This is a genomic window from Methylobacterium sp. J-048, assembly GCF_022829515.1.
GTDB lineage: Bacteria > Pseudomonadota > Alphaproteobacteria > Rhizobiales > Beijerinckiaceae > Methylobacterium.
Genome location: NZ_JAKSYL010000105.1, coordinates 75,936 through 93,838 on the forward strand (window position 1 = coordinate 75,936; position 17,903 = coordinate 93,838).

The window sequence follows — 17,903 nt, forward strand, 5'->3', positions numbered from 1 at the left end:
CACGTCCGATCCGAGCACGCCCGCATCCGCGCACGCGCGACCGGTGCACGCACGCGGCGTGCCTCAGGCGGCGGGGGCTCCGGGCTGGCGCAGGGGATGCGCCTCGGCGACTTCCGGGAGGGCGAGGCAGGCCTCGGCGATCCGGGCGACCGTCGGGTAGGCGGCCGTGTCGACCCCGAAGATGCCGGTCCCGACCCAGAGGCTGACGAGGCACAGGTCGGCGTGGCTTACCGCGTCGCCCTGGCAGAAGCGGCCGGTCCCCGGCTCGGTGGAAAGCCGGGTCTCGAGGGTCTTCAGCCCGGTCTCGAAGGCGTTGCAGAGGAAAGCGAGCATCCGCTCCCGGGGCAGCCCGTATTCCTCCATCAGGAAGGTGCGCACCCGCGGCACGTAGAGCGGGTGCGTGTCGCAAGCGACGACCTGGGCCAGCGAGCGCGCCCGGGCCCGCGCCCGGGGCTCCTCGGGCAGCAGGCGCACGCCGCCCCGCGTCTCTTCCAGGTAGTCGAGGATCGCCAGGGACTGGGTCAGCGGCGGCCCGTCGCCGTCGAACAGGGCCGGCACCGCGCCCTGCGGATTGATCCTGCGGAACTCCGGCTTGTGCTGGTCGCCCGCATCGAGGTCGATGAAGGTCTCCTCGTAGGCGAGGCCCTTCAGCTTCAGGGCGATCCGGACCCGGAAGGCGGCGGCCGAGCGCCAGTTGCCGTACATGTGCATGAGAGAGGTTCCGACCTGCGGTGTCTTCGGTGCGCGTGACGCGCGCGAGGACATCGCAGTTCGTCGCCCGCGGCAAGCCGCGATGGCCGGGAGGGCGTCACGCCGCTACGAGCGAGGCGACTGCTTTCCGACGGATGCCGGCGCCGGAGCGGCGGCCTTGCCCTTGCCCTTGCGAGAGTAGGGGAAGTTGTCGGGATAGCGCATCCGCACCGCGATCCTCGACGGGGCGTTGGAGGCTTCGACGCGCGATCCCGCCGGCTCGGGCCGTCGTTCGTCGTATAACGGTACCGTGGGCTGCACGACCCCACGGTCGGCGACGCACCATCTCGCCGCCGCCGCCGCATGGATCCTGGCCGTGTGCAACACAGGAACCGGTTTCGGCTTGTTGAACGCCAGGGCGATTTCCGGCGAGGCGACGACGATCCCGTCGACGTTCTGCGCTTCAAAGTCGGACAGGATCTGCATGTAGGTTTCGGCTTCGAGTGCCGTTCCCTCGCCATTGTAGATTCGATTGCAGATCGAATAATCGATATTGACCCACAGGCTCTCATTCGGAAGCACGACGTCGATTCCGCGCGATCCTTGGATGAGGTCCCGATAATAGGGGCTGCGCATCGTCACCGAGGTCCCGATGAAACCGATCGTCTTCAGGGACAGACGCCGGATCTCGTCGGCCACCGCATCGCGGAGCTGGATCACCGGCACGCCGAAATGAATCGCTTCCCGCTCCAGGGCGCAGTGAAGCGTATCACTGGCGATCATCAGTCCGTCGATGCCCTCGCGGAGAAGGTTGGCGGTGGCCTCCTCGATCCGATGAGCGATCGAGGACCACCCGTCTTCTGACAGAAGATGAACGATCGTGTCCGGATCGAAGCTCCACATGACGATGTCCGCGGCGCGGTGGTTGCGGGTTAAATACAGCACCTCACGATTGATCATCTCGTGATATCCGATCGTTGAAGATCGGCTTAGTCCGCCGAGGACGCCCAATTTTCGTAAGGCGGCAGTCATTTTGCGCTCCCCTTTTCAGCGTCATCACGACTGAACTGTCATCCAGGGTGAATGGCGCCTGGATACGCTGGAACAGGTGCGGTGCATCGATCGTATCGGGTCGATGACGATAGAGAGGCTTGCAAAGCACGGAAGCGGTGCCGGACGTGAATTCGCCTATGATCCGCGACCGGAATGCCGGCGCTCCGAGCTCGATATCTCCAATGCTGGACCGAAGTTCCGGCTTTGAGTCGCGCGTAAAACTCTCTGTCGAGCTGTCGTTTCGAGGCCGTGCTACGGCCTCGAAGGCTTGCTGACGCACGGAAGACTGCTAACCGGCTCTTCCCACGATGAGCCGTAGCGCATTGGGCGGCTGCGGCCTGCTCACAATGGTCCAAGGTCGAAAAAAATCAAAGAATTTATTTCTGATTATGTCTCCCGTGGGAGATCAGGTTAGATATCCAGGTCTTTCGGAGTGGCACGTTCTTTGTAGGGAGCGAATGCGAGAGATGGCGTCGCGTCACAACTCGATATAATTCTCGTGTCATTTTTCGTGAAATAGTTTCGCTTTTTCCGGGCATTTCACAATCTTGTGATCATTTATCGGATGTCGATTTGAATATGATATTTTCATTTTAAAGAGATCTTTTCAGGTGTCGCGCCGCCCATGTTCCGGGATGTCAGCGCGTCTGGTCCGGTACACGTCGTTGCGGTGTCCGAGAGGGCGGCCTGAGACCAGCCTTCGGGGAGGGTCGCGGAACCGGTCGGACGGCGTCGGAGATCCGGTCCCGGTTCGGCTCCACGACCCGCCTGTCTCGACGGGACCCGGGGCCGGGGCGACAGCCCGAGGGGGCGACAAAGGAGGGCCGCCGACCCATATCCCGGGTCTGTCTTGGAGAGCCCTCACGATGGCCGATCAGCCTGAGCTACGCCGCTTCATCCCCCTCGGGATCGCGGTGCTCACCGTCTCGGATACCCGCCGGATCGCGGACGACCGCTCGGGCGACACCCTGAGCCAGCGCCTCACCGAGGCCGGCCACCGGCTGGCGGCGCGGGCGATCGTGCCGGACGAGGTCCCGGCGATCCGCACGCAGGTCGAGGCGTGGTTGCGCGATCCGGCGGTCGACGTGGTGATCAGCACCGGCGGCACCGGCTTCACCGGTCGCGACGTGACTCCGGAGGCGCTGGAGCCGCTGTTCGAGAAGCGGATGGACGGCTTTTCCGCGGTGTTCCACCGGATCTCGTACGACAAGATCGGCACCTCGACCCTGCAATCCCGGGCCACCGCCGGGGTCGCGCAGGCGACCTACGTGTTCGTGCTCCCGGGCTCGCCCGGGGCGTGCCGGGATGCCTGGGACGGCATCCTGGCCCAGCAGCTCGATTACCGGCACCGGCCCTGCAACTTCGTCGAGATCATGCCGCGGCTCGACGAGCACCTCCGGCGGGGCGCCAGCATCACGGCGTGACCGCGTTGCCGTCCTTGCGGCGCAGGACCGAGTGCTTGCGGCCGTAGAAAAAATAAACGACCAGGCCGATCGCCATCCAGATCACGAGGCGCAGCCAGGTATCGAGGGGCAGCCCGGCCATCAGCAGCAGGCAGAACAGGATGCCGAGGATCGGCACCACCGGCACCGCCGGCACCCGGAACGGGCGCTTCATGTGGCGTTCGCTCCGTCGCAGATAGATCACCGAGCCGCAGACCAGGATGAAGGCCGCCAGTGTCCCAATACTGACCATCTCACCGAGGATGTTGATCGGCACCAGAGCCGCCACCACGGCGACCACGGCCCCGATCAGCATCTGGCTGCGATAGGGCGTCTGGTAGGTCGGGTGGACATGGGCGAACAGCTTCGGCAGCAGCCCGTCATTGGCCATGGTGAAGAAGATCCGGCTCTGGCCGTAGAGCAGCACCAGGATCACCGTGGTCAGGCCGGTGATCGCCCCGAGCTTGATCAGCACGGCGAACCAGCCGATGCCGATCGCGTCGACGCCCTTGGCGATCGGATCGGGGACGTTCAGGTCCTTGTAGGGCACCAGCCCGGTCAGGACCGCGGCCACGAGCACGTACAGGATCGTGCACACGATCAGCGAGCCGAGGATGCCGATCGGCATGTCCTTCTGCGGCTTGCGCGCCTCCTGGGCGGCGGTGGAGACCGCGTCGAAGCCGATGAAGGCGAAGAACACCACGCCGGCCCCGCGCAGGATGCCGCTGTAGCCGTATTGCCCGAAGCTGCCCTCGTTCGGCGGGATCAGCGGGCTCCAATGCGCCGTGTCGACATGGCCCCAGCCGAGGGCGATGAAGGCGACCACCACGGTGAGCTTGACCGCCACCATAATGTTGTTGAACCGCGCCGATTCCTTGGTGCCGCGGATCAGCAGGAGCGTGATCAGGGCCACGATCACCACGGCCGGCAGGTTGAACAGGGCGGTGCCGCCGCCGTCGATCGCCGTGCCCGGCGCGTGCGCGAACCGGGCCGGGATCACTATGCCAACATCCTTCAAGAGGCTCGTGACGTACCCCGACCAGCCCACCGCCACCGTGGCCGCGCCCATGGCGTATTCGAGGATCAGGTCCCAGCCGATCAGCCAGGCGAAGAACTCGCCGAGCGTCGCGTAGGTGTAGGTGTAGCTCGACCCGGCCACGGGGATCAGCGCGGCCATCTCGGAATAGCACAGCCCGACGAACGCGCAGGCGATGCCGCCGAGCACGAAGGACAGCATGATGCCGGGCCCGGCATATTGTGCGGCTGCCGTGCCGGTGAGCACGAAGATGCCGGCGCCGATGATCGCCCCGATGCCCATGGCGGTGATCGAGAGCGCGCCGAGCGATTTCGAGAGCTGTTCCTCGCCCTCGCCACTCTTCAGGATGTCGTCGACGGACTTCCGCCCCATCAGGCCCGAGGAGTCCATCAGCGTATCCTTCCTCGCCGCGCCACGGGAGCGGCGCTCGGCTACAACCTCCAATTCAGCAAGTTTCCTGCCATCACGCCAGAAATTTCGGCGGATATTCAGTCGATATCACTCAGTCGAGTTGCGACATTCTGTCGATCAGGGCCTGTCGATCCGGGCAATCAGCGGCCGGACCTTGAGGCGCGGCGCGAACACGGCGCCGGCCCGCAGCGCCTCCCGCCGCACCACGTCGCCGGCCCGCGCCTGCCTGGCGCCCAGGAAGGCCTCGATCCGGCCGACGAGGCGGCCGCTCCAGCCCGCGGCCGGGCGGTGCAGGCGGCCGAGCCCGGTCTCCGGCCGGGCGGTGCCGACGAAGCGGTCGAGGGTCCGGATCCAGCCCTCGGCCGGGACATCGCCCGCCTCCAGGCACAGCACCCAGTCCCGCCGGGCCTCCGCGGCGCCCGCCCCGTAGGGGTTCCCGCCCCGGTGAAGCACCAGCACCGCCCCCGTCGCGTCCGCGATGGCGGCCGCCGCCTCGCTCTCTCGGCCGGTCACGATCACGGCGTCGCCGACCAGGCCGCCGGCCACGCCCGACACCAGCACGCTGAGCGTGTCGGCCAGGCGATCGATCGCATCCGGATCGGCCGGGTCGGCCAGGTAGGTCACCGCGGAGAGCATGTGCGCGCCCATAGACGATTTTGCGCAGCGGTAAACCAGGGCGCGATGTCTCGACCGGGCTCGGCGGCGTTTGCCTGAAATTGAGGCGTTGGCGGATCTCTTGTTCGCGCTATGTTCCAGGTGAAACACGGGGCGGGGCGCGATGGCTGAGATTCGGAACGGCTCCAGCCCCGCGGCGCCCGTGCGGCTCGGTTCGAGCATGCTGCCCCCGGAGGCCCGGCGCGGCCGCGGCGCTACCGCCAACCCTACGAGCCGTTACGAAGCGGCCAGGCGCGAGGTGTTTCAGGACCCCGATTGGGAAACCGATGCGCCTGCTCCCCTGCGCACGCAGGTCACGCTGGAGCGCGCCGCGCGGATCATTGCCCGCAACACCTCGCCGGACATCCCGTTCGACCGGTCGGTCAACCCGTATCGGGGCTGCGAGCACGGCTGCATCTACTGCTACGCGCGCCCGACCCATGCCTGGCTCGGGCTGTCGCCGGGGCTCGATTTCGAATCGCGGATCTTCGCCAAGCCCGACGCGGCCAAGCTCCTGGCGCGGGAGATCGCCGCCGCGGGCTACGCGCCGGAGACGATCGCCCTGGGGACAGCCACCGATCCGTACCAGCCGGTGGAGCGCGAGCACCGAATCACCCGTGCGGTGCTGGAGGTGCTCCAGGAAGCGCGCCACCCCGTCGGCATCACCACCAAGTCCGACCTCGTGCTGCGCGACCTCGACATCCTGGCCGAGATGGCCGCGGACAACCTCGTGCTCGTGGCAGTCTCTCTGCCGACGCTGGACCCGCGCCTCGCCCGGCTGCTCGATCCACGGGCGCCGCGGCCGGAAAAGCGGCTCTCCGCGATGCGGCGCCTGTCCGAGGCCGGCGTGCCCGTGATGGTCAACGTCTCGCCGATCATCCCGGGCCTGACCGATCACGAGATCGAATCGATCCTGGCGCAGGCCCGGGAGCACGGGGCCAGCCGCATCGGCCACGCCCTGCTGCGCCTGCCCGGCGAGGTCGCCGACCTCGTGGCCGACTGGTTCGCCGAGCACTACCCCGAGCGCCGGGCCCGGGCCTTCGCGCTGCTGGCGCAGGCAAGGGGCGGGCGCGAGAACGATCCCCGGTTCGGCCATCGCTTCCGCGGGGAGGGGGCCTATGCCGAGATGATCAGCCAGCGGGTGCGTCTCGCCGGCGGCCGGCTCGGTTTCGCGTTCGGGCGGATGGCGTTGAACCGCGGGGCGTTCCGCAAGCCGGGGGCGCAGCTCGCGCTGTTCTGAGGCCAGCGAAGCTGCGCCGATGGCGCCTCTCGCCCCGATGTGGATCGGCAATCCTGCATGACTCGCGCAGCTGGGATGCGTTTGTCGCGCTCCGCCCCGGATGACCAGGCGCCGTTCATGACACTCGAATGGCGATGAGGATCAGATCTGGGCGCCCCGGATTTAGATCGCAGCCTCGCCCTGAATCCCCACATGTCAGGATGTAGTTCAATGATTTTAAGCAAATCAATCTTGAGCGGCGGTCGTGTATTCATATTCGTCGTCATAAATATGCGTTACAAACGCTATAACTCGACGCGAGAGAATATTTTTCTGAAAAATGTCTTGAATTTGTTCTAGATCAAATCGACAGAGCAACCTAAAAACTCAGTTTTGACGGAGTCGACTCCAATGTCGCGTGGGCACCCCTTAACGTTCGCTGGATTCGAGCTCACGACCCTGACGATCGGTAAGATCTTGTGTGCGACCCTGTTCTCGATGAGCGTCATGCTGATTGCCTCGGGGGTCTCGACCCTGCGTGACGCCCAGGTGCAGGCGGACCGGAGCCACCGCGTGGTGGCGTTGACCGAGGCGAGCCGGACGTTTCTCAAGGATCTGCTCGCCATCCGTATGGAGCGCGGCCGCACGCTCCAGGCCCTGAAGGCCGCCGAGTCCATTCCCGCCAAGGATGCGGAGCTGATCGCCACCCAGCGCGCGACCCTCGCGGGCGGTGTCGATCGCCTCGTGACCCTGGCCCGCGAGGTCGACGCGCCGTCGGTTCTGGCGAAGGCCGAGGCGGCCCAGCGCGCCTACGTAACCCTGCTCGCGCTGCGCTCGCAGATCGATGCCGCTCTGGCGGTGCCGGGGCCGCAGCGATCCGCCGGCACGCTGCCGGCCTTCGCGGAGGCATCTCAGACGCTGCTCGATGCGTTGATGGCGGCGAACGACGCGGTCGACGCCGTGATCCCGCGCGGCGACGCGAGCCTGGCCCATTACCTCGACCTCAAGCGCGCGGCGTGGTTGTCGCGGGCTCTGGCCGGCGGCGTGGTCGTGCGCATCGAGCTCGCTGTCGCCGCCGGCACCCCCTGGTCGCAGGCCGATATCGTCGCGGCATCCGAGGAACGCGGCCGCTTGGCCGCCGCCTGGGACGGCGTGGTCCGGGCTGCCGCCGACGAGACGTCGGACACGGTCCAGGCCGCCTTCCGCAAGGCCAAGGTCGACAATTTCGAAGGCGAGGCGACGGCGCGCCGCCAAGCCGCCACGGAAGCGCTCACGCAGGGCCGACCGACCGGCCTGTCCATCGACGCGTTGCGCACCCGCCAGACTGCGGAGGTGAACACGATCGCCGACCTAGCGAGCGCGGCCCTCGTCGCCCTGGTCGACCGCGCCCAGGCGCTGACCGCGGAGGCGCAGGCCACCCTGCTGCGGACCGCGCTGTTCCTCGCCGCCGCGATCCTGCTGACCGGCGCCGGCATGCTGGTGGTGGTCCGCCGGGTGCTCAGGCCGATCCGCCGCATGACCCAGGCCATGCGCGCGCTGGCGGCCGGCGACGCCACCGTCGCGGTCCCGGCCCAGGAGCGTCGGGACGAGATCGGCGCCATGGCCGCCGCCGTCCAGGTGTTCAAGGACAACCTGCTCCGGACTCGCCAGCTCGAAACCGAGGCGGACGAGGCGCGCCGCAATGCCGAGGCGCAGCGCCGGGCGGTCACGCGGCAGATGGCGGAGGCCTTCGAGGCCGCAGTGTCCGGCATCGTCACCCAGGTCTCGTCCGCCGCCACCGAGTTGCAGGCCACCGCCTGGCAGATGACCGCGAGCGCCCAGGAGACCGCCAGCCAATCCGGCACGGTGGCGGCGGCGGCCGAGCAATCGGCCTCCAACGTCAACACCGTGGCGAGCGCCGCCGAGCAGCTCGGCAGCTCCGTCGAGGAGATCGGCCGGCAGGTGCAGGATTCGACCATCCTCGCCCAGCGGGCGGTGGGCGAGTCCGACCAGACCGCCGCCCTCGTGTCCGAACTGAGCGCCGCCGCCGCCCGGGTCGGCGATGTGGTGCAACTGATCGCGTCGATCGCGGCCCAGACCAACCTGCTGGCGCTCAATGCGACGATCGAGGCGGCCCGCGCCGGCGAGGCAGGCCGGGGCTTCGCCGTGGTGGCGACCGAGGTCAAAGAGTTGGCCGGGCAGACCGCCAAGGCGACGGAAGAGATCGCCAGCCAGATCGGCCGGATCCAGGGCGTGACGGGCGAAGCGGTGGGCGCGATCGGCACGATCACCGGCCGCATCCGGGAGATCAACACGGTCGCGACCACGATCGCCACAGCGGTGGAGCAGCAGGGGGCGGCGACTCGCGAGATCGTCCGCAACGTCACCCAGGCGACGGCCGGCACGCAGGAAGTCACCGGCAACATCGCCGGCGTGGCCCAGGCCGCCGAGCAGACCGGCGCGGCGGCCGAGCAGGTTCTGGCGTCCGCCACCGGGTTGTCGCGCCAGTCCGAGCAGCTCGCCGCCGAGGTCGATCGCTTCCTCACCACCGTGCGGGCCGCTTGAGCGCGGATCGTTTTTCGCGATGCCGCTCGATCGTGCCGGCCTGCGGGCGAGTCGTGTTCGGGGCGTCATCGCTCTTGCTGGGCTCGACGCGTCCCGTCTCCCGCAGGAGCTACGATGTTCAAGGATCGGCCCTTTTGCGCGGCGGCCTGCGCTTCGGCTCAGGCGTTGATGCGGGTATCCCTTCGCCCCGCGTGCCGGGAGAGGGCTCCGGCGACCACGGATCTCGGGCTTGTCCAAGATCCGATCTTTGTTGCCCAAGTCGGGCAAGCCCGACTTGAGATGTCGCCGGAGCGAGGCGGTAGCCGAGGGTGAGGGGGCGGTTCAGAACGCGCGCCTCACTCTGAGCCGCGCCCTCACCGCCGCTCCGGCTTCGCCTCTCGCTTCCCGCACGGACGACGAGGTCCGTGCGGGCCTCTCCCCGCACGCGGGGCGAGGGGACCCGCGCCTCGCCCTGAGACGTGTGAACCTCGCAGCCCGCACCGGAGCCCGCACCATCTGCGGGCGATGAGGGTGACCGTGCCCGCCGTGCAAGCCCGTGTCGCCTGTCGTGTGCTGGCTTCGGGCGTGTTCGCGTTCGGTCGTTTCCTTCTCGACCTGATCCCATCGGGAAACCAGAGCGTCGTCCCGCGGCGATGATAGAGCCTGGCCCCGCTATGCAATGGATCGAACGCAAAATCGCAGACCCACAGCAGAATAAAAATAAATAATCGACACCCTGCAAAATGATGCATGGTAAAAACATAGAAAAATGTCGTTGACCGAAGCGAGACTCAAGATAAAGAGGCGCCCATATCGCACGGTTGAGGTTGTCCGATGCATCGAACCAAAACGCTTGCCGATGTCGTGCTGATCCTGCTCGGGATCGTGCTGGTTCTGATCGGTTTAGCATTGGCTGCCGGCGGTATTTATTTGGCTTGGCTCGGCGGGAGCTTGTATTTCGCGGTCATGGGCGCCGCGATGCTGATCTCGGGTGTGCTGGTCGCCCAGCGGCGACGCGCGGGGGCGCTGCTCTACGGGGCAGCCTTCGTCCTGACCGGAATCTGGGCGGTCTGGGAGGTCGGGTTCGCGTTCTGGCCGCTGGTGTCGCGGCTGTTCGCCCTGGCGGTGCTTGCCTGCGTGGTCGCCCTGTTCGCCCCGTTGCTCGATCGATCCGGCGGCAGCGTGTGGCGCCGGGCTTCCCTCGGCATCGCTATCGCGCTGGCGCTCGCCCTGGTGGCGACCACGCTGCGGGCGTTCCAGCCGGTGCCGATCATCGCCGCGACCGAGATCCCGGCGGTGCATCCGGCGACCCAGGCGGCGCCGCAGGTCGATTGGGCGGCCTGGGGCAACACCAACGGCGGCACCCACTTCGCCGGTCTGACGCAGATCGACGCCACCAACGTCGCCAATCTCCAGCCGGCCTGGACCTTCCGCACCGGCGACATCGCCATCAGCAACGGCTTTGGCGCCGAGGACCAGACCACGCCGCTGCAGATCGGCGACACCGTCTATGTCTGTACGCCGAACGACATCGTCATCGCCCTCGACGCCGATACCGGCACCCAGCGCTGGCGCTACGACCCGAAGGCGAGCGCCCCGCAATGGCAGCGGTGCCGCGGGCTCGGCTATCACGACGCGGGCGCTTCAGCCGGTGACAAGGTCTGCCCCCGCCGCCTGCTGCTGGCGACGATCGACGCGCGCCTGATCGCGCTGGACGCCGCCACCGGCCAGCCCTGCACCGATTTCGGCGACGGCGGCACGGTCGACCTCAAGACCGACATGGGCGAGATCAAGCCCGGCTACTACACCCAGACCGCCGCCCCGCTGATCGCCGGCGATCTCGTGGTGGTCGGCGGCCGGGTCGCCGACAATATCGAGACCGGGGAGCCCGGCGGCGTGGTTCGGGCCTACGATGTCGCCAGCGGCGACCTGCGCTGGGCCTGGGATCCGGGCAACCCGGCGACCACGCGCCTGCCGCCGCCCGGCGAGACCTATACGCGCGGCACGCCCAACGTCTGGACCAGCATGGCCTACGATGCGGGCCTGGGCCTGATCTACGCGCCGACCGGCAACGCGACGCCCGACTTCGTCGGCGGTCACCGGACTGCGGAGGACGACGCCACCAACTCGTCGATCTTCGCGCTCGACGCCGCGACCGGCCGGCCGCGCTGGCACGTCCAGCTGGTGCACAAGGACCTGTGGGACTTCGACGTACCGGCCCAGCCGGCCCTCTACGACGTGCCGGACGGGCAGGGCGGCACCCTGCCGGGGCTGATCGCGGCGACCAAGCATAGCCAGATCTTCCTGCTGAACCGCGCGACCGGGGCGCCGATCGCGCCGGTCACCGAGCGGCCCGTGCCGCAGGGCAGCGTGCCGGGCGAGCATTATGCGCCGACGCAGCCGTTCTCGGACATGCCGTCGATCGGCACCGAGACCCTGACCGAAGCCGACATGTGGGGCGCGACGCCGTTCGACCAGCTCCTGTGCCGGATCCAGTTCAAGGGCATGCGCCACGAGGGGACCTTCACCCCGCCGGGCTTCGACACCGCCCTCCAGATGCCGGGCTCGCTCGGCGGCATGAACTGGGGCAGCACCGCGATCGACATGACCCGGGACTACCTGATCGTGAACGACATGCGGCTGGGCCTGTGGAACCGGCTGATCGCGCGGGAGCAGGTCGAGACCGGCAAGGCCACCGGCACCGAGATGGGCATGTCGTCGATGCGCGGCACGCCCTACGTCTCCGTCCGCAACCGCTTCGTGTCGGCGCTGAACATCCCGTGCCAGAAGCCGCCCTTCGGCACGCTGACGGCCATCGACCTGAAGGCGCGGCGCATCGCCTGGCAGGTCCCGCTCGGCACGGTGGAGGATACCGGGCCGCTGGGGATCAAGATGCACCTGCCGATCCCGATCGGGTTGCCCTCGCTCGGCGGCTCGCTGGTGACCGGCTCGGGCCTGATCTTCTTCGCCGGAACGCAGGATTACTACCTGCGGGCGTTCGAGGCCGCGACCGGCCGCGAGATCTGGAAGGGCCGCCTGCCGGTGGGTAGCCAGGGCGCACCGATGACCTACCGGTCGCCCAAGACCGGCCGGCAATACATCGTGATCACCGCCGGCGGCGCCCGCCAATCGCCCGACCGCGGCGACTACGTGGTCGCCTACGCGCTGCCGCCCGAAGCTGGATCGAAGTGATCCGGCTCGAAGACGGCAAAACTGGGGTTCCCAAAGGGCAAGCCCTTTGGCGGGGTTCAGGGGCGGAGCCCCTGGATGCATCGGTCGAAGCCCGACAGCAGGGCGCTGCCCTGCACCCGCAAAAGGTCTCGACCTTTTGAAACCTACCCGAACCCGCGGGTGAAGCTGAGGCGGTGGTGGGGGCTTCGGCCGAGTGTGGTCAGGCCGGCTCGATGGAGCGCCGTGCCGTAGCCGACGTTGCGCTCCCAGCCGTAGCCCGGATGGCGCTCGGCGAGGCGGCGCATGAGGTCGTCGCGAAACACCTTGGCGACGATCGAGGCGGCGGCGATCTGCGGCACCAGCCCGTCGCCGCCGATCACCGCCCGGCCCGGCAGACCGGGCAGGGCGTCCCGGCCGTCGACCAGGACCGGCGCCGCGATTCCGAGGCGGGACACCGCCCGCAGCATGGCGTCGAGGGTCGCGGCGCGGATGTTGATCCGGTCGATCAGCGCCCGGGAGCCCGCCGCCACGGCGACGCGGGCATGGGCCCGGATCAGCGGCGCTAGCCGCGCGCGGATCGGTTCGGGCACGCGCTTGCTGTCGTCGAGCGCGGCCAGCAGGTCAGGGGGGATCGCGGTCGGGTCGAACCAGACCGCCGCGACCACCACCGGTCCGCACAAGGCGCCGCGGCCGACCTCGTCGCAGCCGATCACCGCCGGGTATTCGGCGGCCCGGGTCGGGTCGAAGGGCGGGGTGAGGGCGGGTGTTGTTCGCTTCACGGGCGGCGGTTTCTGAACAGGTACGATGGTGCCGTCCTGCCATCCCGCGGGGCCGCCGTCACGGTTCAGGCGGCGTTCCGGGTCCCGCGCTCGCCGCCATGCGCCTCGATGATGTTGCCGAAGAACTGGTCGGCGCTCACATCCCAGCCGCGGCGCAGGGCCTCCTGCCTGCACTCGGGCCGGGACAGGCGAAGCGCCGCCAGCGCCGCCGCACGCAGGTCCTGGTCCAGGATGCCGACCCGGGTCCCGCTCAGCACGTCGTTGGGGCCCGGCACCGGGAAGGCGGCGATCGGCAGGCCGCAGGCCATGGCTTCCAGGAGGACGATGCCGAACGTGTCGGTCAGGCTCGGGAACACGAAGGCATCGCAGGCGGCGTAGACGGAGGCGAGCGCCGCCCCCGTCCGCGTGCCGAGGAAGCGCGCGTCCGGAGCCAGCGCCTGGAGCCGCGCCCGGTCCGGCCCATCGCCGACCACGATCTTCGTGCCGGGCAGGTCGAGGCTGAGGAAGGCCGCGAGGTTCTTCTCGACGGCGAGCCGCCCGACATACAGGAACAGCGGCCGCGGCAGCCCGGCGAGATCCGCCGGCGGCAGCTCGCCGGGGGCGGCCGGCCGGAACCGCTCGGTGTCGACCCCGCGGGTCCAGCGCATCAGGTGGGTGAATCCCCTGGCCTCCAGTTCCGCCTGGAGGGAGGTGGTGCTGACCATCGTGCCCCGGGCGGCGCCGTGGAAGCGGCGGAGATACGCGTAGGACCACGCCTCCGGCACCGGCAGCCGGGCCGCGAGGTATTCGGGAAACCGGGTGTGGTAGCTCGTCGTGAAGGGCAGCCCGTTGGCCAGGCAGTGCCGCCGGGCGGCGAAGCCGATCGGCCCCTCGGTGGCGATGTGGACATGGCTCGGCCGCTCCTTGGCCCAGCGCTCCGCCACCCGGTCCCGCCCGGCTAAGGCCAAGCGGATCTCCGAGTAGCCCGGCAGCGGCAGCGAGCGGAAATCGGCCACCGACAGAAGGGCCGTATCGAAGCCGTGCTCGGGGGCGCGGCGGACCATCTGCTCCAGGGAGCGCACCACGCCGTTGACCTGCGGGTGCCAGGCATCGCTGGCGATCAGGAGCTTCACCGAGCCGATCCTCACGCCACCGCGCGCCGGCCCGGCACCGCCCGCGGCGCGGCCTCGGCCTCGCGGGCCCGCAGGATGCTCGGATAGTGCAGCACCTCGATCCGGCCGTCGTAATGCTCGATCAGACCGGTGCAGGATTCGACCCAGTCGCCGGTGTTGAGGTAGCGCAGGTCGCCGATCGCCCGGTCGGCGGCGTGGTGGATATGGCCGCAGATCACCCCGTTCGCGCCCTGGCGGCGCGCTTCCTCGGCCAGGATCGTCTCGAACCGGCCGATGAAGCTGACGGCGTTCTTCACCCGCAACTTCGCCCAGGCCGAGAGCGACCAGTAGGACAGGCCGACCCGCCGCCGGACCCGGTTGATCACGGTGTTGAGGGTCAAGGCCAGCGTGTAGGCGCCGTCGCCGAGATGTGCGAGCCAGGGCGAGTGGCGCACCACCATGTCGAACTGGTCGCCGTGGATCACCAGATAGCGCCGGCCGTCGGCGGCCTCGTGGATCGCGGTCTCGGCGATCTCGATGCCGCCGAAATTGGTGCCGACATAGTCGCGCAGGAACTCGTCGTGGTTGCCGGGCAGGTAGACGATCCGGGTGCCCTTGCGCACCTTGCGCAGGAGCTTCTGCACGACGTCGTTGTGCTCCTGAGGCCAGTACCAGCCCGAGCGCAGCTGCCAGCCGTCGACGATATCCCCGACCAGGTAGATCGTGTCGGCGTCGTAATCCTTCAGGAACGACAGCAGCATGCCGGCCTGGCAGCCGCGCGTGCCGAGATGCAGGTCGGACAGGAACAGCGTCCGGACCCGGACCGGCATCTCCTCATCCTCGGCCACGTCATCCTCCCGGCGGTCGAACGGTGCCGGGATCCAGAGCGCGATCACGTCTCAGTTTGATGACGCGGGCCCCGATCGCTGTGGGGTGTCTTGGTGCAGTGCGGGGAAAGTCCTCAAGCGCGAATAGCTGACGTTGCGCCGCACAAAAAATTTTTTTGCCACGATCCCGAAGTTTTTCCGGTTTTGCTTCCCAGCTTCGCCGCCTCATAATACCAGGAACCGGTGGCTCGGCATGAGCCGGGCCGGATGCGTACTGGAAGGCGGCCAGGGTGCCTTGAGACGAGGCACCGTAGAACGGGACGGCATTTCGGAGGCGACCGGCGCGCGGGGGCGCGCCGCGACGCGAGCGGCACGAGGCCGCCTGCCGCTCCGCTGAGCCCCCCGATCCACGGATGATGCGGATGGCGTTCGAGGATCCGCGGCCAGCGCCGCGGCTGCCGTCGCCCCTCGCAGGATGCCCGGCACAGCCGCCAAGGCGCTCGAATGAACCGGCGCGGGTCCGCCCGCGCGCAACAGATTTTTTGGAGGAAACACCATGGCCGCAACCCGGCGCCCCGGTCGCAACCATCTCTTCATCCCGGGTCCGACGAACATCCCGGATCGCGTCCTGCGCGCGATGCACGTGCCGTCCGAGGATCACCGCTCGCCGAGCTTCCCCGAGCTGGTGAAGCCGCTGCTCCAGGATTCCAAGATCGTGTTCGGCTCGACCGCCGGGACGATCATCCTGTTCCCGTCCTCGGGCACCGGCATCTGGGAATCGGCCCTGTCCAACACCCTGTGCCGCGGCGACAAGGTGCTCACCGCCCGCTACGGCCAGTTCAGCCATCTCTGGGTCGACATGGCCCAGCGCCTCGGCCTCGACGTGATCGTCCAGGAGGAGGAGTGGGGCGCCGGCGCAGATCCGCAGAAGATCGAGGAGGCGCTCCGGGCCGACAAGGACCACGCGATCAAGGCCGTGATGGTGGTCCACAACGAGACCGCCACCGGCGTCACCAGCGATATCGGCGCGGTCCGCAAGGCGCTCGACGCCGCCGGCCACCCGGCGCTGCTGTTCGTGGATGGCATCTCGTCCATCGGCTCGCTGCCGTTCAAGATGGACGAGTGGGGCGTCGACTGCGCCATCGCGGGCTCGCAGAAGGGCTTCATGCTGCCCGCCGGCCTCGGCCTGATCTGCATCAGCCCCAAGGCGCTGAAGATCGCCGAGGGCGGCACCGGCCGCAACGACCGGCTCGGCCACGCCTACTTCGCCTGGAAGGACCAGCTCGCCGCCAACGCCACCGGCTACTTCCCGTACACGCCGGCCCTGCCGCTGCTCTACGGCCTGCGCGAAGCCCTGACGATCGTGAAGGAGGAGGGGCTGGAGAACATCTACCACCGCCATCACGTGCTCGCCGAGGCGACCCGTCAGGCGGTGGCGGCCTGGGGCCTCAAGCCCTGCGCCAAGGAGCCCAAGTGGAACTCCGACACGGTCACGGCGATCGTGGTGCCGGAGGGGGTCGACGCCGCCAAGGTGATCAGCCACGCCTACGAGCGCTACAACCTCTCGCTGGGTACCGGCCTGTCGAAAGTCGCCGGCAAGGTGTTCCGCATCGGCCATCTCGGCGACCTCAACGAGCTGTCGCTGCTCGGCGGCATCGCGGGCGCCGAGATGGCGCTCATCGATTGCGGCGTGAAGGTAACGCCCGGCTCCGGCGTCGCCGCTGCGTCGAGCTACCTGCGCGAGAATCCGCTGCACAAGGCGTAAATCGCGCGGACCACCGAGGCGGGAGCCGCTTGCCGCTCCCGCCTCGGCAGGCAAATAACAAAAAGAATCCCGAGGAAACCGCCCGTCGCCCGAGAGGGGATCCATGACGAAGAAAATCGTGTTCCTGGACCGTGAGTCCCTCGACGCGACGGTCCGGCCGTTCAGCTTCCCGCACGAGTATGTCGAGCACGACTCGACCTGGACGCCGGAGGACACGGTCGCCCGGCTCCAGGGCGCCGAGATCGCGCTGATCAACAAGGTCCCGATGCGGGCCGAGACCCTGAAGCAACTCCCCGACCTGAAGCTGATCGCGGTGGCCGCCACCGGCACCGACGTGGTCGACAAGGCCCAGGCCAAGGCGCAGGGCATCACGGTCGTCAACATCCGCAACTATGCGTTCAACACCGTGCCCGAGCACGTCGTCGGGCTGATGTTCGCGCTGCGCCGGGCGATCGTGCCCTACGCCAACTCGGTGCGGCGCGGCGATTGGGCCAAGTCCACGCAGTTCTGCTACTTCGACTACCCGATCTACGACATCGCCGGCTCGACGCTGGGCATCGTCGGCTACGGGGCGCTCGGCAAGTCGATCGGCAAGCGTGCCGAGGCGCTGGGCATGAAGGTCCTGGCCTACGACGTGTTCCCGCAGGACGGCCTGGTCGATTTCGAGACGATCCTGACGCAATCCGACGTGATCACGCTGCACGTGCCGCTGACCCCGGACACCAAGGGGATGATCGGCGCCGCCGAGCTCAAGCGGATGAAGAAGAGCGCCATCCTGATCAATACCGCCCGGGGCGGGCTGGTGGACGAGGCGGCGCTGCTGGCCGCGCTCAAGGACGGCACCATCGCGGGCGCGGGCTTCGACGTGGTCGCGCAGGAGCCGCCCAAGGACGGCAACATCCTGTGCGAGGCCGATCTGCCGAACCTGATCGTCACCCCGCACGTGGCCTGGGCCAGCAAGGAGGCGATGCAGATCCTCGCCGACCAGCTCGTCGACAACGTCGAGGCGTTCGTCGCCGGCAAGCCGCAGAACGTGGTCGAGGGTTAGCGGCGGGATTTTGGAGGGCGCGTTCCCCTCCCCCTTGCGGGGAGGGGTTAGGGGTGGTGCAGACGGCAACGCTCCGGTCCTTCCGGAACCACCCCCACCTCCGGCTCCTCCCCGCAAGAGGGAGGAGAGGCGCGCCCATCGGCGCCACGGCGCCAACGACAATCAGCGACAGCGCCGCCAGGCGCGACACAAGG

General features: G+C 68.5%; 13 protein-coding genes. 6 read left to right on the forward strand and 7 right to left on the reverse strand.

The genetic code is table 11. The annotated features are described in order from the left end of the window. Positions 1-63: 63 nt before the first annotated feature. Positions 64-711 carry a maleylacetoacetate isomerase gene (maiA, locus tag MKL09_RS08275; protein ID WP_244019445.1) on the reverse strand — a complete coding sequence of 216 codons (648 nt, stop codon included), beginning with the start codon at positions 709-711 and terminating at the stop codon, positions 64-66. Between the two features lie 105 nt (positions 712-816). Next, positions 817-1,722 (reverse strand): aspartate/glutamate racemase family protein, encoded by a 906-nt coding sequence (locus MKL09_RS08280; RefSeq protein WP_279605741.1) that lies wholly within the window; start codon positions 1,720-1,722, stop codon positions 817-819. Between the two features lie 887 nt (positions 1,723-2,609). Here MKL09_RS08280 and moaB point away from each other — a divergent pair. After that, positions 2,610-3,167 carry a molybdenum cofactor biosynthesis protein B gene (gene moaB / locus MKL09_RS08285; protein WP_244019447.1) on the forward strand — a complete coding sequence of 186 codons (558 nt, stop codon included), beginning with the start codon at positions 2,610-2,612 and terminating at the stop codon, positions 3,165-3,167. On the opposite strand, the gene MKL09_RS08290 is transcribed toward moaB, so the two are convergent. Both MKL09_RS08290 and MKL09_RS08295 read right to left on the reverse strand, forming a co-directional pair. Further along, positions 3,157-4,611 (reverse strand): amino acid permease, encoded by a 1,455-nt coding sequence (locus MKL09_RS08290; protein WP_244019448.1) that lies wholly within the window; start codon positions 4,609-4,611, stop codon positions 3,157-3,159. The two genes, moaB and MKL09_RS08290, sit on opposite strands and share 11 nt — an antisense overlap. 138 nt (positions 4,612-4,749) lie before the next feature. Beyond that, complete coding sequence (locus MKL09_RS08295) at positions 4,750-5,280, reverse strand: hypothetical protein (RefSeq protein ID WP_244019450.1); 531 nt, start codon at positions 5,278-5,280, stop codon at positions 4,750-4,752. A 130-nt stretch (positions 5,281-5,410) separates the two neighbouring features. On the opposite strand from MKL09_RS08295, the gene MKL09_RS08300 reads away from it, so the two are divergent. The 3 genes from MKL09_RS08300 to MKL09_RS08310 all read left to right on the forward strand — a co-directional run bounded on the left by MKL09_RS08300 (position 5,411) and on the right by MKL09_RS08310 (position 12,220). Continuing rightward, positions 5,411-6,526, forward strand: a complete 1,116-nt coding sequence (locus tag MKL09_RS08300; protein ID WP_244019451.1) for a PA0069 family radical SAM protein — start codon at positions 5,411-5,413, stop codon at positions 6,524-6,526. Between the two features lie 390 nt (positions 6,527-6,916). Continuing rightward, positions 6,917-9,049, forward strand: coding sequence for a methyl-accepting chemotaxis protein (locus tag MKL09_RS08305; RefSeq protein WP_244019452.1), 2,133 nt, complete (start codon positions 6,917-6,919; stop codon positions 9,047-9,049). Positions 9,050-9,862: 813 nt separating this feature from the next. Next, positions 9,863-12,220: a membrane-bound PQQ-dependent dehydrogenase, glucose/quinate/shikimate family gene (locus tag MKL09_RS08310; RefSeq protein WP_244019453.1), complete on the forward strand. Its 2,358-nt coding sequence runs from the start codon at positions 9,863-9,865 to the stop codon at positions 12,218-12,220. A 143-nt stretch (positions 12,221-12,363) separates the two neighbouring features. Here the strand turns inward: MKL09_RS08310 and MKL09_RS08315 are convergent, their stop codons facing one another. The 3 genes from MKL09_RS08315 to MKL09_RS08325 all read right to left on the reverse strand — a co-directional run bounded on the left by MKL09_RS08315 (position 12,364) and on the right by MKL09_RS08325 (position 14,917). After that, positions 12,364-12,978, reverse strand: a complete 615-nt coding sequence (locus MKL09_RS08315) for a ribonuclease HII (protein ID WP_244019454.1) — start codon at positions 12,976-12,978, stop codon at positions 12,364-12,366. Positions 12,979-13,043: 65 nt separating this feature from the next. Further along, positions 13,044-14,090, reverse strand: coding sequence for a glycosyltransferase family 4 protein (locus MKL09_RS08320; protein WP_244019455.1), 1,047 nt, complete (start codon positions 14,088-14,090; stop codon positions 13,044-13,046). Positions 14,091-14,101: 11 nt separating this feature from the next. Then, on the reverse strand, positions 14,102-14,917 hold the full coding sequence (locus MKL09_RS08325; protein ID WP_244019500.1) for a UDP-2,3-diacylglucosamine diphosphatase: 816 nt from the start codon (positions 14,915-14,917) through the stop codon (positions 14,102-14,104). A gap of 535 nt (positions 14,918-15,452) precedes the next feature. Here MKL09_RS08325 and MKL09_RS08330 point away from each other — a divergent pair. Beyond that, positions 15,453-16,661, forward strand: a complete 1,209-nt coding sequence (locus tag MKL09_RS08330) for an aminotransferase class V-fold PLP-dependent enzyme (protein WP_243962667.1) — start codon at positions 15,453-15,455, stop codon at positions 16,659-16,661. Positions 16,662-16,764: 103 nt separating this feature from the next. Then, positions 16,765-17,709 (forward strand): D-2-hydroxyacid dehydrogenase, encoded by a 945-nt coding sequence (locus tag MKL09_RS08335; RefSeq protein WP_244019456.1) that lies wholly within the window; start codon positions 16,765-16,767, stop codon positions 17,707-17,709. The last annotated feature ends 194 nt before the right edge of the window (positions 17,710-17,903 follow it).